Raw genomic sequence first — 12415 nt, forward strand, 5'->3', positions numbered from 1 at the left:
CGCTTACAGCAAGCCTTCTGCCCGCAGCAGCTCCTGCATGTTTGCCTCGGGGCGGGGGCCGATATGGCTGATCACTTCGCGGGCGCAGACATTGCCGATCTTGGCGCAGGTCTCGTAATCGCGCCCTGTGGCCATGCCAAACAGGAACCCTGCCGCGAACTGATCGCCCGCACCGGTGGCGTCCACGGGCACAACCTTTTCCACCGGTACATCCACGCGCTGACCGCCGAACAAAACCGTCACGCCATCACCCGACCGGGTACATACGACCAGAGGGCAAATCGCGGCAGTTTTGGCCAGAGCGTCCTCAAGATCATCGGTTTCGAACAGCGATTTGATCTCGGCCTCGTTGCCGATCACGAAATCCAGCTCGTTCTCGATCAGCAGCAGGAAATCGACCCGGTGACGTTCCACGCAGAACGGATCGGAAATCGCGATCCCCGCCTTGCCGCCGCCCTTGTGACAGGTGCGCGCGGCCTCAAGAAACGCGGCTTTGCCCTTTTCCTTGTCGAACAGATACCCCTCAAGGAACATGATCTGGCTGTTGCCTGACACGTCCTCGGATACGTCCTGAGACGACAGTTCCGAGGAAATGCCCAGATAGGTGTTCATTGACCGTTCGCCATCGGGCGAGACAAAGATCATCGAGCGTGAGGTCGGCAGCTCGCCACCCGGCACCGGCGGGTTGACGAAATCGACGCCGTCCTCATTCATCGCATCGGCATAGAACCGCCCCAGCGCGTCGTCATGCACCCGGCCAATGAATGCCGCATCCAGACCCAGCGCGCCCGCACCCGCGATGGTATTCGCGACCGAGCCACCCGGCGTCTGCACGCGCCCCTCCATCGACGCATAGAGCACTTCACCGCGTTCCTGCTCGATCAGCTGCATGATGCCTTTTTCGATGCCCATCAGCTCCAGAAAGCTGTCATCGGCCTGAGAGATCACGTCCACAACGGCATTTCCGATACCGGTGAGCTGGTAGGTTTTCATAGGGTTTTGTCCTCGAATTGACAGAGATCGCGGATGATACAGGTTCCGCACAGTGGTTTGCGCGCCTTGCAGTGATAGCGCCCATGAAGGATCAGCCAGTGATGCGCGTGCAGTTGAAAATCGGCGGGAATATTATCTTCGACGGCGCGCTCGACCGCGTCCACGTCTTTGCCGGGGCAGATACCGGTACGGTTCCCGACGCGAAAGATATGCGTGTCCACCGCCTGTGCCGGTTGCCGCCACCACATGTTCAGTACCACATTGGCGGTCTTGCGCCCGACACCGGGCAGCGATTGCAGCGCGGCGCGGGAGTTGGGCACCTCGCCGTCATAGTCGTCGACCAGAATACGGCTCAGCTTGATGACGTTCTTGGCCTTCTGGCGGAACAGGCCGATGGTCTTGATATGCTCGGTCAGGCCCGCTTCGCCCAGATCCAGCATCTTTTGCGGCGTGTCGGCGATTTTGAACAGCTCTTTGGTGGCCTTGTTGACGCCCGCATCGGTGGCCTGCGCCGACAGCGCCACGGCGACGACCAGAGTATAGACGTTCACATGATCCAGCTCGCCCTTAGGTTCGGGGTCGGCGTCATGGAAACGCGTAAAGATCTCACGGATCGTGTGGTAGTCGAGTTGCTTTGCCATCCGGGCCTTAATGCCGCCCAAGGGCCTGTGACACAAGCCCAAAGCCAATGCGCAGGTTTCGGGTCGCGGTGGCCGGGCGCGCGGGCTATGGTCCGGGGCAGCAGATGAGGTGAGATATGAACGTCCAGACCCCCGAAAGCGGATACCATTACAACGTCATGCGCCGCGCGATCGAGCTGATCGATCAGGGCGGCGAATCCCTGTCGCTGGACGAGCTGGCCCGCCAGATGGACATGAGCCCAGCGCATTTTCAGCGCCTGTTCTCGCGCTGGACCGGGGTGTCGCCGAAACGCTATCAGCAATATCTAACGCTGGGCCACGCCAAGGCGCTGCTGCGCGAGCGGTTCACCACGCTGGAGACGGCGCATAACGTGGGGCTGTCCGGGTCCGGTCGCCTGCATGATCTGTTCCTGAAATGGGAATCCATGAGCCCCGGCGATTACGCCCGCAAAGGCGATGGCCTGACGATATACTGGGGCTGGTTCGACTGCCCCTTTGGTCCGACGCTGGTGATGGGCACCGACAAGGGCATCTGCGGCATGGCCTTTGGTGCGGAAACCGGCGAAGCGGCGGCGATGGAGGATATGACCTCGCGCTGGCCCAAAGCCTGCTATGTCGAGAATACCGAAAAACTGCGCCCCTGGGTCGAGGCGTCGTTTGGTGCCGATCGGTCTGAGACCCCGCTGCACCTGATCGGGTCACCGCTGCAGATTAAAGTGTGGGAAGCGCTGATGCACATCCCTTCGGGGCAGGTGACGACCTATTCCGAAATCGCGCAGCGGGTGGGGTCCCCGCAAGCGGTGCGGGCCGTGGGCACGGCGGTTGGGCGCAACCCGGTCAGCTGGCTGATCCCGTGTCACCGGGCGTTGCGGAAATCGGGTGGTCTGGGCGGTTATCACTGGGGCCTGCCCGTCAAACGCGCCATGCTGGCCTATGAAGCCGCTCAGGCGGATGCCTGAAACACAGAGCGAGGCACCGTTAGGTGCCTCACCACTGGATCACTAGGTATGCTTACTCGGTAGCCCAGCCGCCGACGGCTTTGACCTCAAGGAAATCTTCAAGCCCCCAAACACCGCCTTCACGCCCGTTGCCTGATTGCTTCATCCCACCAAACGGAGACCCAGCACTGCGCGACTGGCCGTTCATCTCAACCATACCGGATCGCAGCACGCGGGCCATGCGGTTGGCGCGGTCACCGTCCTGTGTCTGGACATAGTTGGTCAGGCCATAAGGCGTGTCATTGGCAATCTCGACAGCTTCTTCTTCGGTGTCGAAGGGGATCATGGTCAGGACGGGGCCAAAGATTTCCTCGCGCGCGATGGTCATCTGGTTGGTGGCGTCGGCAAAGACGGTGGGGCGCACGTAGTAGCCCTTGTTCAGACCCTCGGGCCGCCCGGTACCACCGGCGACCAAACGAGCGCCTTCGTCGATGCCCTTCTGTATCAGGTCTTGTATCTTAGTCCACTGCAGTTCGTTCACCACGGGGCCGATATGGCGACCTTCTTCCAGCGCGGGACCGACAGCGACTTTGGCGGCCACCTCGGCTGCGGTTTCAACCGCCTGGTCATAGATCGGGCGCTGCACCAACATACGGCTTGGCGCATTACAACTTTGGCCGGTGTTGTTCATCATGTGCAAAACGCCACGTTTGACCGCTTTTTCATCGGCGTCCGCAAAGACAACGTTTGCGCCTTTGCCGCCCAGTTCCAGATGCACTTTCTTCAGTGTATCTGCTGCATTTTTAGAAATCGCAGTTCCCGCGCGGGTCGAACCTGTAAAGCTGATCATATCCACGTCCGGGTGCGCCGACAGCTGAGACCCCACACCCAAACCATCACCGTTCACCAGATTGAACACGCCTGCAGGAAAGCCTGCCGCGTCCATCATCTCGGCGAAGATCATCGCGTTCAGGGGGCTTTGCTCGGACGGTTTCAACACCATCGTACAGCCTGAAATCGCCGCTGCGCCAACTTTCAGGGTAATCTGGTTCATCGGCCAGTTCCATGGCGTGATCAATGCGGCAACACCCACCGCCTCGTAGATGATCCGGTCATTGGGCGCATGATCGCCCAGCGGGCGTTCAAATTGGAATGCCTTTGCGGCGCGGATAAAGTTCTTAAGATGGTAAACCCCTGCGCCTGATTGCTGCGTGCGGGCCATGTCGATTGGCGCGCCCATTTCCATAGACATCGCCTGCGCAAGGTCTTCTGAACGTGATGCGTAGACCTCGATCAGTTTCTCGACCAGGGCGATGCGGTTTTCTACCGGGGTTGCCATCCAGCCCGGCAGGGCCGCCTTTGCCGCCGCTACAGCAGCGTCCGTATCCGGTTGTGATCCAAGGGAAATGACCGCACAGGGCTCTTCGGTCGAGGGGTTGATGACTTCGAAATCATTGGTCGCTGCAGGACTTATCCATTCGCCATTGATGTAGAAGTTACGCTTTTCGATCATGCTGCAACCCTTTCGTAGTTGACCCGACCGGTTGGTCGGTTTTTCGCCGCAACCTTGTCACCATGGTAGACGCCGGGCAAGGGACAATTCCGTGTGGGCTTCAAATCGAAATGCGTGAATTTAAACTCGATCCGGAAACAGCAGTTTAACTTATGGGCAAATTGATTAAGTTCTCATCAGGCTTACCAGTATCAGAAGGAGAGGCCCCATGGGTTTGCGTATCAATGACACCGTCCCGAATTTCACCGCAGAAACGGATCAGGGCACCATTCAGTTTCATGACTGGATTGGCGATAGCTGGGCGATTCTGTTCTCGCACCCCAAGGATTTTACCCCTGTCTGCACCACCGAGTTTTCCGCCGTTGCGCAGTTGAATGACGAATGGGCGGCGCGTAACACCAAGGTTCTTGGCGTCTCGGTCGATGGCGTAGAGGACCACAAGAAGTGGAAAAAGGACATCGAGGCTTACGGAAACGCCAATCCCGGTTTCCCGATCATCGCCGATGACGGGCTTGCGGTTTCAAAAGCCTTCGACATGCTGCCCGCCGAAGCATATTTGCCCGACGGCCGTACCCCTGCAGACAGCGCCACGGTGCGCTCTGTCTTTATCATTGGCCCCGACAAGCAGTTGAAGCTGTCGATGACCTATCCGATGACAGTGGGCCGCAACTTTGCGGAAATCCTGCGTGCGCTGGACGGTCTGCAAATGAGCAGCAAGGGCGTTGCAACACCGGCCAACTGGGTACCGGGCGAGGACGTGATCATCCCGCCTGCAGTTTCCAACGAAGAAGCCAAAGAGAAATTCGGCGAGTTCGAAACGATCTTTCCCTATCTGCGCAAAACCAAAGCGCCAAGCTAATACTCAGAGCGGGGCGTAAAGCCCCGCTTTCATAAACTGCGCGTGTCAGGCGCTAACCCGCTGAGGGTGCTGCATCAGTTTTGCCCTGTAAGCCGCGCGTTTGAACTCGCGTGTCAGCTTATCGCTGACCGGGGGTCGGAACTGAATAGTCGAGCCGCCGATCTCACCCGCGACTTCCTGATTGCCGCTGCCTTGCAAAGAGTGGATCGGTTGTCCGGTAAGCCAATGCATCTGCAGGAACGTATCTATCGGGCGGTCGATTCGATTTGTCACCGCAAGCAAACGTTCCGCAGCCCGACGCCCGACCAGTTGGCAGACGCATTGCAAGCCAATGACTTTGGGCAAAATAAGCCTCAAATCCTTTCGTCTTGCCAGCACCTCCGCAGCGGTTTCACGCTGTTTGACAGGGATACGTATGTAGTGATCCGGAGTGGCAATCGGCTTGATCAGCTCAAGGGCCTGCTTCATGCGTTCTGGGTCGATGCGCAGGTCGTCTTCGGTGGTGATGGCCAGATCAATCTTTTCATCGACCATTTTTTGCCAAATTCGCCGATGGCTTTGAAACACTCCGATCTCGGCCGGGCGCAATTTAAACGGGTATTCGGGGCGGTAAAGATTACCCGGAAATAGTTGGACATCGTTTATTTGTTGCGGATCGCGACCATCCACAGCCTCGATTAACTCGCCATTTGGCAGATCCTGGCACAGCTTTGCAGCGTTCTTCTGCCGGGCGGTGCTGGAGGACATATGAATGATAAATGAACGCATGCCCCCGTGCATAGAGCACAGGAACACGCGGGGGAAGAGAAACCGGAGAGAAACTCTTCCCCTATGCTATCAGAACTGCTGGCGGACACCGAAATTTACGCTAAACGCGTCGATATCGTCTTCGACAGTTCCGGTCAGCGCTCCGTTCGGGGCCAGACGATCAGACGAAACGTCAAAGGCGCGCGAATAGCGGGTATCCAGCGTCAGAGAGGTGTTGGCGCTGACGTCATAAGATACACCTGCGATGATCTGGGCTGCAAAGGTCGTGTCGCTGTCGTCCAGTTCGACACCCGGACCATAGGCGAAATCCAGGTCGGTATAGGTCGCACCCAGGCCCAGGCCTACGTAAGGGGTGAAGGCCCCGGCCTGCTTGAAGTCGACCAGAACGTTCGCAAACAAAGAAGTCTGGGTCACATCGCCCGAAACATTGCCTTCGGCGGCCGGGCCGTTTCCGGAAAAGTTCACGCCATCCACATCGTTGTCTCGATAAGACAATTCCAGTTCGATCCGGGTACCAATGGTGTCGTTGCTCCATTGCGGGATCTCTTTGCCAACGGCCACACCCAGGCCGAAACCACCGTCGAAATCGGTGTCGACGTTTTCTGGGCCGCCATTGACGGTGCCGCTGAAGTCGCTGTCCTGCAGTTGGCTGTAACCAGCGAAGCCCTGAATATACAGGCCGTCTGCCAGACTCTGTGCCGACAATGCCGATGCGCTGATCGTCAGTGCCGCCGAGGCGAGAAGAATACGCTTAACCATGTCCATGTCCTTTGTTCCAAATGGTTATGAGCGCACATGTGGGCGAACGCTTCGGCAATAGGAAGGCATGGAGGCTTCACTTCGATTCACAGGTATTTGGGGCTGTGTGAGCGAATACTCGCAACCCGTGTTGTCATACGTTTTGCGGGGCTGACAATTCCACCGGTTGCATAGCTGCAATCTGAATTGCCCGCACAGGTTGAACGGGCCGCAGTCGGTCATAAACGATGTGAAATACATAGGTATAGACGGAGTATGTGATCGTCAGACCGAGGTTAAAGGCCAGCGCGGTTTTTAACGAATGCCCTCCGACATACATCATCAACGGGCACGTGATGATCACTGCTGTGACCTCGTGCAGCACGGCATGAATAATTCGCACCCGATGCGGCCGGGCGCAGGCCAAACGGCAGGTTTGGTTCCTTTCCAGCAGGTCGAACAGGGTGTTGAAGATAGGCGACCATATCAGAATGACGATGGACAGCAGTGTGATCAACGCAAATCCATGCGCCATAGAAGATCCCGCGATATAGGCGTAGACCGGTGAGACAAAGGCAATGCCTATAAGCTCAAAACTGCCGGTTTGAATGACGCGCTCTTTGAACGTCCTCAGTGTCATGACCCATCCCTTCACACACGTGATGACCTTGCTAATTCGGTCCTTTTCCGAACCTGTCTTTTAGGTTGGCAGGAAATTGTTTCCCTTGGGTAAACTGTCATGCTGAGAGCTCGTTGACTGTGAACTTGGACACAGACCTTTGAGGCGTTCCAGATGATTGGTACCTTGGTTTGGAGTTCTGGGCTAAATGTGCTAGGATACCGGCGTCGGGGCAGATGAAGACAGGTATCGGGCTTTCATTTCAGGAGGGTCACGATGGCGTTTACAGATTGGTACGTTGAGGGCGCGGCATTCGGGAACTGCAATTGCGGTTACGCCTGTCCCTGCCAGTTCGAAGAACTACCCACCCATGGGAATTGCCGAGGGTTCGAAGTGCTCGAGGTGTCCAAAGGGCATTTCGGCGAGATCGACCTGACAGGCACCAAGGCGGCACTGATTTATGCCTGGCCCGGCCCGATTTTCGAGGGCGGAGGGGAAATGCAGGTGATCATTGATCCGGGTGCGACAGACGCGCAGCGGAATGCACTGGAAAAGGTATTCCACGGAGAAGAAACCGACGAAATGGCCACCCATTGGTTCGTGTTCCGTGCCATGTGCAAAACCGTGCATGATACCCTGTATCTGCCGATAGACTTTGATGTCGACATTGAAGGGCGCAAGGCCAATGTCACAGTAGGCGACGTGTTGCGATCAACCGGACGCCCGATTCAGGCCCCGCATGGTGGCGGAGAGCACCGGGTGCGCATTGATATTCCCGGTGGGATCGAATTCACCATCGCCGAGATCGGCAGCGCCTCGACCACGGCGAATGCTGCGATCACGCTGGACCTCAAGGATAGCTTTGGCCAGTGGCATGTGTTGAAACACGGGCCGTCGGGGGTCGCCCACTAGGGGCATTCTATCCGTTTCCGCGCTGCTTCAATGCGGTAAAAGCGTTTCGCCGTGTTGTGAAAGACGTCGTTATGACTGGCGACCGGGACGATGGCTTCATGCCGGGATACGGTGTCCTGGTATGTCGCGCTTAGGCTGTCGACCGGGAAATTCGACCCGAACATGCAGCGGTCAAATCCGAAATGGGACAGGCAGGTCTTAATGATGGGCGAAACGCTGTTGGCGCTCCAGCTGTGATCAAACATCCCCAAACCGGACAGCTTGCAATAAACCTGCGGCAAACAGGACAACGACATCAAGGCATCGGACCACTGGCACAAGCCTTCATCCGTTCGATCATGCGGTGACCCGGCATGGCACAATGCCACCTGCGTCTCGGGGGATTGGGCAAGAACGGCAGCGGTCTGTTGCATCAACTCGGGCAGAAGTTGCAGGTCAAAGGACAGGCCACGCGCCCCCAAGTGTTGAAGGCCGGATAGGAATTTGGGGTCCTCTAGCAGTGCATTGGTTCCAGTGACTGCATCCTCGCCAGGCGCGCGGCCTATGATCTGTCGAACACCGCGCAGGGACGGCAAGGTTTGAAGACGATCGAGTTGTTCACTCAGATCATCAGCCGTCAGATCGCAGAAGGCCACCTGTACCAGAGGCCAGTCCGGAAACTGGTCGGCCACGGATTGAACCCAACGCGCTTCGGCCCACGGGTCTGCTGCTCCTACCTGGATATGTACCGACGCGCCAAAGCCCTGTGCTTCGGTATCCGCGCGGAACTCTGGCAGCAGATAATCCCGTTGGATAGACGCGGGGTCACCGAAAAATCGAACAACGCCTTTTTCGGCCAGCCACGGATATGTCACAGCGGACAGGTCCCAAAGGTGGTGATGTGCATCTATCTTCATGGCGTTTCTATCCCTGTGCTGCGTTCCAGAATGTCGACGCCTTGCCCTTTCCAGAAATGCAGCAGGTCAATGAAAATCCAGTTCTCAGCCAATTTGTCACCATCACGGCGATAAATATCGATCACCCGAAATTCGCCGGTCTGGCCGGTGGCCGGCATCCCCATGAAACCGCCGGTTGGAATGGCCGTAAAGTTGGGCCAGCCAAAAAAGCCGCCGTAATGTCCCTCGGCCAGTCGGCAAATATGATTGGTCTTGGAGCGGTTCGTGAAAGCGGCGCGGAACGGGCCGGAGTGCTGTTTGGCATAGCGTTCGATCGTATAGGTCGCACCGATGCCTTCGGGGCCCCACCAGAGCATGTCGTCGTGCCAGCTTTGGGCCAGTTCATCCTCAAGCGACAGCCCGCTGTTCCATTGGCCCAGATCTGCAATCATCGCATTGATCACGGCCAGAGTTTTCTGCCCCTCTTCGATGGGCTGTTCAGTTATCAGCAGCCCGTCATGCGTTCTTGGACCTGGCTGCACCACATGCATGGCGGTCTGCGGTGGGAAGGGGTTCTGCCCGGCCTGCACCATCAGATGCGGAATGTCGAAATACATAGCTGTTTCGACAATCTGCCCCTCGGCGATCCGATAAAAGGCACAATATCGTAGGAAAGTCAGCTTGCCTGTCGGGCGGATGCCCAACCACGGTTGGTCAAACAACCCCATAAGATGCCCCATTGAGACGACCCAGATATCGGCCTCGTCCCGCAATGAGTTCTGTCCGGCAAACAGAACGTCCTCGCGTATTTGAAGATGGGCTAAACTGTGTTTGAGCGGCTGCCAGAATCGGTCCCCGATTTGCGCGGGACCGCTGAGCTGATTGAATGGATGAAAGCCACGCCACAGCATATCTGGCGCGCAAAATTGGCCCAGAACCTGCGTGATTTGATGCTCGCCTGCGCCCTCCAACTCCTTGTGAAAGGCAATGATTAATTTTTTTGCTTTCTGAAAGTGTTTGGAATTTACCATGTTTCTCAGTGTTTTATCAGTTTTATCCGTCAGGGATGAGTCGGGTTTCAGCTTCATTTTTGCATACGTATGCAAAAAAGTCTTGCCCGATTTGATACATGCGAATTACAGTTTTGCAAACGTATGCAAAGCGAATCCTTGTTGGGGGCACCATGGCGGAAATCAAATTGCGCAACGTCGGCAAACGCTGGGGTACCTTCGTGGGGGTCCACAATTTTGACCTGACGATCGCAGATCGCGAGTTTCTGGTGCTGTTAGGCCCGTCGGGCTGCGGCAAGACCACCACGATGCGCATGATCGCCGGGCTTGAGGATGTGACCGAGGGCGAGATCCTGATCGACGGCAAGGTCGTCAACGATCTGGAGCCCAAGGACCGTGATGTTGCGATGGTGTTCCAAAGCTATGCGCTTTATCCCAACATGAACGTCTATGAAAACATCCGCTTTCCGCTGAAGGTGCGCGGCATCGACCCAGCGACCCATGACGACAAGGTGCGCCGTGCCAGCGCGATGGTTGAACTGGACGATTTCCTGCATCGCAAACCGGCCGAACTGTCGGGCGGTCAGCGGCAGCGTGTGGCGCTGGCCCGCGCCATTGTGCGCGAGCCCAACGTGTTTCTGATGGACGAGCCGCTGTCGAACCTCGATGCCAAGCTGCGGGTTTCGACCCGCGCGCAGATCAAGAACCTCAGCCACGAACTGGCGGTGACGACGATCTATGTAACCCACGACCAGATCGAGGCAATGACACTGGCCGACCGCGTTGTGGTGATGAAACAGGGCGTAGTGCAGCAGGTCGGCAGCCCCACCGAAATCTACGACCGACCAGCGAATACCTTTGTGGCCAGCTTTATCGGCTCACCGGCCATGAACCTGATGGAGGGTGAGGTAGCGGGCGGGGTGTTCCGCGCGGAAAATGTTGAGATACCGGTGGACGCGCCGGACGGCCCCATGACGCTGGGCTTCCGGGCCGAGGATGCCAGCCTTGCCGAAGGCTCGGGCCAGATTACCGCGCCGATCTACACGCTCGAATTGCTGGGCGACGCGACCATGATTTCGGTCCGGGTTGGCGGGGCTTTAGTGTCGGTCAAGGCCGATAAATCATTCCGCGCCGAGATTGGGGACAACGTCTCGTTCTCGGTGCCAACGGAAATCTGTCACCTCTTCGAAGCTGGAAGCGGTGCGCGGATCGGGGGCTAACCCCAAAAACAGCCCATACGGGCATAACAGCGGTCCGGACGTCGACGACGGACCCATCCTGACAGGGAGAAACGCATGAAACTCAAGACGATCCTAATGGCAGGCGCCATGGCCATCGCGGCAAGCGGTGCATCGGCAGCCTGTTCCTATGAAAACGAAGTGCCGCTGAAATCGCTGTCAGCGGGTTTTGAGGCCTGGAAAGCGGTGACGGACGCGATGGCCGAATGCGGCAATTTCAGCGCATCGCTGGATCAGGAATTCCGCGAGAAGCAGCCCGAAGCCTTTGCGGCCGACCCGTCACTGTATCAGATTGGCGGCGTTGCGAATGAAACCATGATCCCTCTGCTGAACGCGGGCACGATCCGTCCGCTGGATGATCTGGTTGCGAAATACGGTCAGGACCTGCTGCCCAACCAGTTGATCAAGGTGGATGGCAAGGTGATGGCGATTGCCATGATGGTGAACGCGCAGCACCTGATGTACCGCAATGACGTTCTGGCCGATCTGGGCATCGAAGAGCCTGCGACCTATGACGATGTTCTGGCGGCGGCGGCCAAGATCAAAGAGGCCGGCGTGATGGAATACCCCATCGGCGGTACGTTTAAGACAGGTTGGAACCTGGCCCAGGAATTCGTCAACATGTATATGGGCGAAGGCGGCACGTTCATCGGCGAAGGCAACATGCCCTCGATCAACAATGAAAAGGGTGTCAAAGCGCTTGAGACAATGAAGGCCATGACCGAGTTCATGGATCCGGAATATCTCGTGTCCGACTCCACCTATGTTCAGCAGCAGTTCCAGCAGGGCAAGATCGCCATGGCGAACCTGTGGGCCAGCCGCGCAGCTGCCATGAATGACGAGGCCGAAAGCCAGGTGGTTGGCAAGGTCACTATGGCCTCGGCCCCGATGGGGTCCGAACGTCCCTCGACCACGATCTGGTGGGACGGCATCGTTCTCGCCTCGAACATGAGCGATGAAGAGGCCGACGCCGCCTTCCGTCTGGTCATGGAAGGCATCGACGGTGACATGGTCAGCGCCAACAATGACACCGCTGTCTGGCTGAACGCCGCTTACAAACCCGGCGATCTGGCTGCTGGCGCTGCGGCTTCGGCGGAAAAAGGTGCGGGGGCCTACCCGGCCAGCGCCGCAATGGGTGTTCTTCACAGCGCATTGGGCAATGGTCTGGCCGATTACCTGACCGGTGCCAAGGACGCGCAGACCGCGCTGGCCGATATCGAGGCGGATTACATCACCGCCGCGAAAGAGGCTGGTCTGATCAGCAACTGATCCTCTCTGGGGAGGGCCCCGTGCCCTCCCTCTTTTACCACC

At 57.7% G+C, this 12415-nt stretch carries 13 protein-coding genes; 5 read left to right on the forward strand and 8 right to left on the reverse strand.

Going from position 1 to position 12415, the window contains the following annotated elements:
• Positions 1 to 3: 3 nt before the first annotated feature.
• Positions 4 to 993, reverse strand: a complete 990-nt coding sequence (locus ABWV79_RS14800) for an adenosine kinase (protein ID WP_170355980.1) — start codon at positions 991 to 993, stop codon at positions 4 to 6.
• On the reverse strand, positions 990 to 1634 hold the full coding sequence (gene nth, locus ABWV79_RS14805; protein WP_353392810.1) for an endonuclease III: 645 nt from the start codon (positions 1632 to 1634) through the stop codon (positions 990 to 992). The genes ABWV79_RS14800 and nth overlap by 4 nt, the downstream gene beginning before the upstream one ends.
• A gap of 116 nt (positions 1635 to 1750) precedes the next feature.
• On the opposite strand from nth, the gene ABWV79_RS14810 reads away from it, so the two are divergent.
• On the forward strand, positions 1751 to 2593 hold the full coding sequence (locus tag ABWV79_RS14810; RefSeq protein ID WP_353392812.1) for a bifunctional helix-turn-helix domain-containing protein/methylated-DNA--[protein]-cysteine S-methyltransferase: 843 nt from the start codon (positions 1751 to 1753) through the stop codon (positions 2591 to 2593).
• 52 nt (positions 2594 to 2645) lie between these two features.
• Here the strand turns inward: ABWV79_RS14810 and ABWV79_RS14815 are convergent, their stop codons facing one another.
• Positions 2646 to 4085 (reverse strand): aldehyde dehydrogenase family protein, encoded by a 1440-nt coding sequence (locus ABWV79_RS14815; protein ID WP_353392814.1) that lies wholly within the window; start codon positions 4083 to 4085, stop codon positions 2646 to 2648.
• Between the two features lie 208 nt (positions 4086 to 4293).
• Here ABWV79_RS14815 and ABWV79_RS14820 point away from each other — a divergent pair, with 208 nt between their 5' ends.
• Positions 4294 to 4944 carry a peroxiredoxin gene (locus ABWV79_RS14820; protein ID WP_170355987.1) on the forward strand — a complete coding sequence of 217 codons (651 nt, stop codon included), beginning with the start codon at positions 4294 to 4296 and terminating at the stop codon, positions 4942 to 4944.
• A 45-nt stretch (positions 4945 to 4989) separates the two neighbouring features.
• On the opposite strand, the gene ABWV79_RS14825 is transcribed toward ABWV79_RS14820, so the two are convergent.
• From ABWV79_RS14825 to ABWV79_RS14835, 3 genes are all read right to left on the reverse strand, one after another.
• Positions 4990 to 5712: a glycosyltransferase family 25 protein gene (locus ABWV79_RS14825; RefSeq protein WP_353392816.1), complete on the reverse strand. Its 723-nt coding sequence runs from the start codon at positions 5710 to 5712 to the stop codon at positions 4990 to 4992.
• Positions 5713 to 5781: 69 nt separating this feature from the next.
• Positions 5782 to 6471, reverse strand: a complete 690-nt coding sequence (locus ABWV79_RS14830) for an outer membrane protein (protein WP_170755237.1) — start codon at positions 6469 to 6471, stop codon at positions 5782 to 5784.
• A gap of 133 nt (positions 6472 to 6604) precedes the next feature.
• A complete protein-coding gene (locus ABWV79_RS14835; RefSeq protein ID WP_353392818.1) occupies positions 6605 to 7090 on the reverse strand; it encodes a PACE efflux transporter in 486 nt (161 codons plus the stop codon).
• A gap of 255 nt (positions 7091 to 7345) precedes the next feature.
• Between ABWV79_RS14835 and ABWV79_RS14840 the strand changes: the two genes are divergently transcribed.
• Positions 7346 to 7981 (forward strand): DUF1326 domain-containing protein, encoded by a 636-nt coding sequence (locus tag ABWV79_RS14840; RefSeq protein ID WP_353392819.1) that lies wholly within the window; start codon positions 7346 to 7348, stop codon positions 7979 to 7981.
• On the opposite strand, the gene ABWV79_RS14845 is transcribed toward ABWV79_RS14840, so the two are convergent.
• The gene (locus ABWV79_RS14845; protein ID WP_353392820.1) at positions 7978 to 8877 is read right to left on the reverse strand and encodes an amidohydrolase family protein; all 900 of its coding nucleotides are present in this window, start codon (positions 8875 to 8877) and stop codon (positions 7978 to 7980) included. The genes ABWV79_RS14840 and ABWV79_RS14845 overlap by 4 nt on opposite strands.
• Positions 8874 to 9887, reverse strand: coding sequence for a nuclear transport factor 2 family protein (locus ABWV79_RS14850; RefSeq protein WP_353392821.1), 1014 nt, complete (start codon positions 9885 to 9887; stop codon positions 8874 to 8876). The genes ABWV79_RS14845 and ABWV79_RS14850 overlap by 4 nt, the downstream gene beginning before the upstream one ends.
• A 152-nt stretch (positions 9888 to 10039) precedes the next feature.
• On the opposite strand from ABWV79_RS14850, the gene ABWV79_RS14855 reads away from it, so the two are divergent.
• Both ABWV79_RS14855 and ABWV79_RS14860 read left to right on the forward strand, forming a co-directional pair.
• The gene (locus tag ABWV79_RS14855) at positions 10040 to 11086 is read left to right on the forward strand and encodes an ABC transporter ATP-binding protein (RefSeq protein WP_353392822.1); all 1047 of its coding nucleotides are present in this window, start codon (positions 10040 to 10042) and stop codon (positions 11084 to 11086) included.
• 75 nt (positions 11087 to 11161) lie between these two features.
• Complete coding sequence (locus tag ABWV79_RS14860) at positions 11162 to 12373, forward strand: ABC transporter substrate-binding protein (RefSeq protein WP_353392823.1); 1212 nt, start codon at positions 11162 to 11164, stop codon at positions 12371 to 12373.
• The last annotated feature ends 42 nt before the right edge of the window (positions 12374 to 12415 follow it).

Origin of the sequence: Ruegeria sp. HU-ET01832 (genome assembly GCF_040371315.1) — a bacterium.
Lineage (GTDB): Bacteria > Pseudomonadota > Alphaproteobacteria > Rhodobacterales > Rhodobacteraceae > Ruegeria > Ruegeria lacuscaerulensis_A.

Bases quoted from the DNA above. Each gene is read 5' to 3' on its own strand.
- ABWV79_RS14800 (WP_170355980.1), bottom strand. From the start codon at position 993: ATGAAAACCTACCAGCTCACCGGTATCGGAAATGCCGTTGTGGACGTG.
- nth (WP_353392810.1), bottom strand. From the start codon at position 1,634: ATGGCAAAGCAACTCGACTACCACACGATCCGTGAGATCTTTACGCGT.
- ABWV79_RS14810 (WP_353392812.1), top strand. From the start codon at position 1,751: ATGAACGTCCAGACCCCCGAAAGCGGATACCATTACAACGTCATGCGC.
- ABWV79_RS14815 (WP_353392814.1), bottom strand. From the start codon at position 4,085: ATGATCGAAAAGCGTAACTTCTACATCAATGGCGAATGGATAAGTCCT.
- ABWV79_RS14820 (WP_170355987.1), top strand. From the start codon at position 4,294: ATGGGTTTGCGTATCAATGACACCGTCCCGAATTTCACCGCAGAAACG.
- ABWV79_RS14825 (WP_353392816.1), bottom strand. From the start codon at position 5,712: ATGCGTTCATTTATCATTCATATGTCCTCCAGCACCGCCCGGCAGAAG.
- ABWV79_RS14830 (WP_170755237.1), bottom strand. From the start codon at position 6,471: ATGGTTAAGCGTATTCTTCTCGCCTCGGCGGCACTGACGATCAGCGCA.
- ABWV79_RS14835 (WP_353392818.1), bottom strand. From the start codon at position 7,090: ATGACACTGAGGACGTTCAAAGAGCGCGTCATTCAAACCGGCAGTTTT.
- ABWV79_RS14840 (WP_353392819.1), top strand. From the start codon at position 7,346: ATGGCGTTTACAGATTGGTACGTTGAGGGCGCGGCATTCGGGAACTGC.
- ABWV79_RS14845 (WP_353392820.1), bottom strand. From the start codon at position 8,877: ATGAAGATAGATGCACATCACCACCTTTGGGACCTGTCCGCTGTGACA.
- ABWV79_RS14850 (WP_353392821.1), bottom strand. From the start codon at position 9,887: ATGGTAAATTCCAAACACTTTCAGAAAGCAAAAAAATTAATCATTGCC.
- ABWV79_RS14855 (WP_353392822.1), top strand. From the start codon at position 10,040: ATGGCGGAAATCAAATTGCGCAACGTCGGCAAACGCTGGGGTACCTTC.
- ABWV79_RS14860 (WP_353392823.1), top strand. From the start codon at position 11,162: ATGAAACTCAAGACGATCCTAATGGCAGGCGCCATGGCCATCGCGGCA.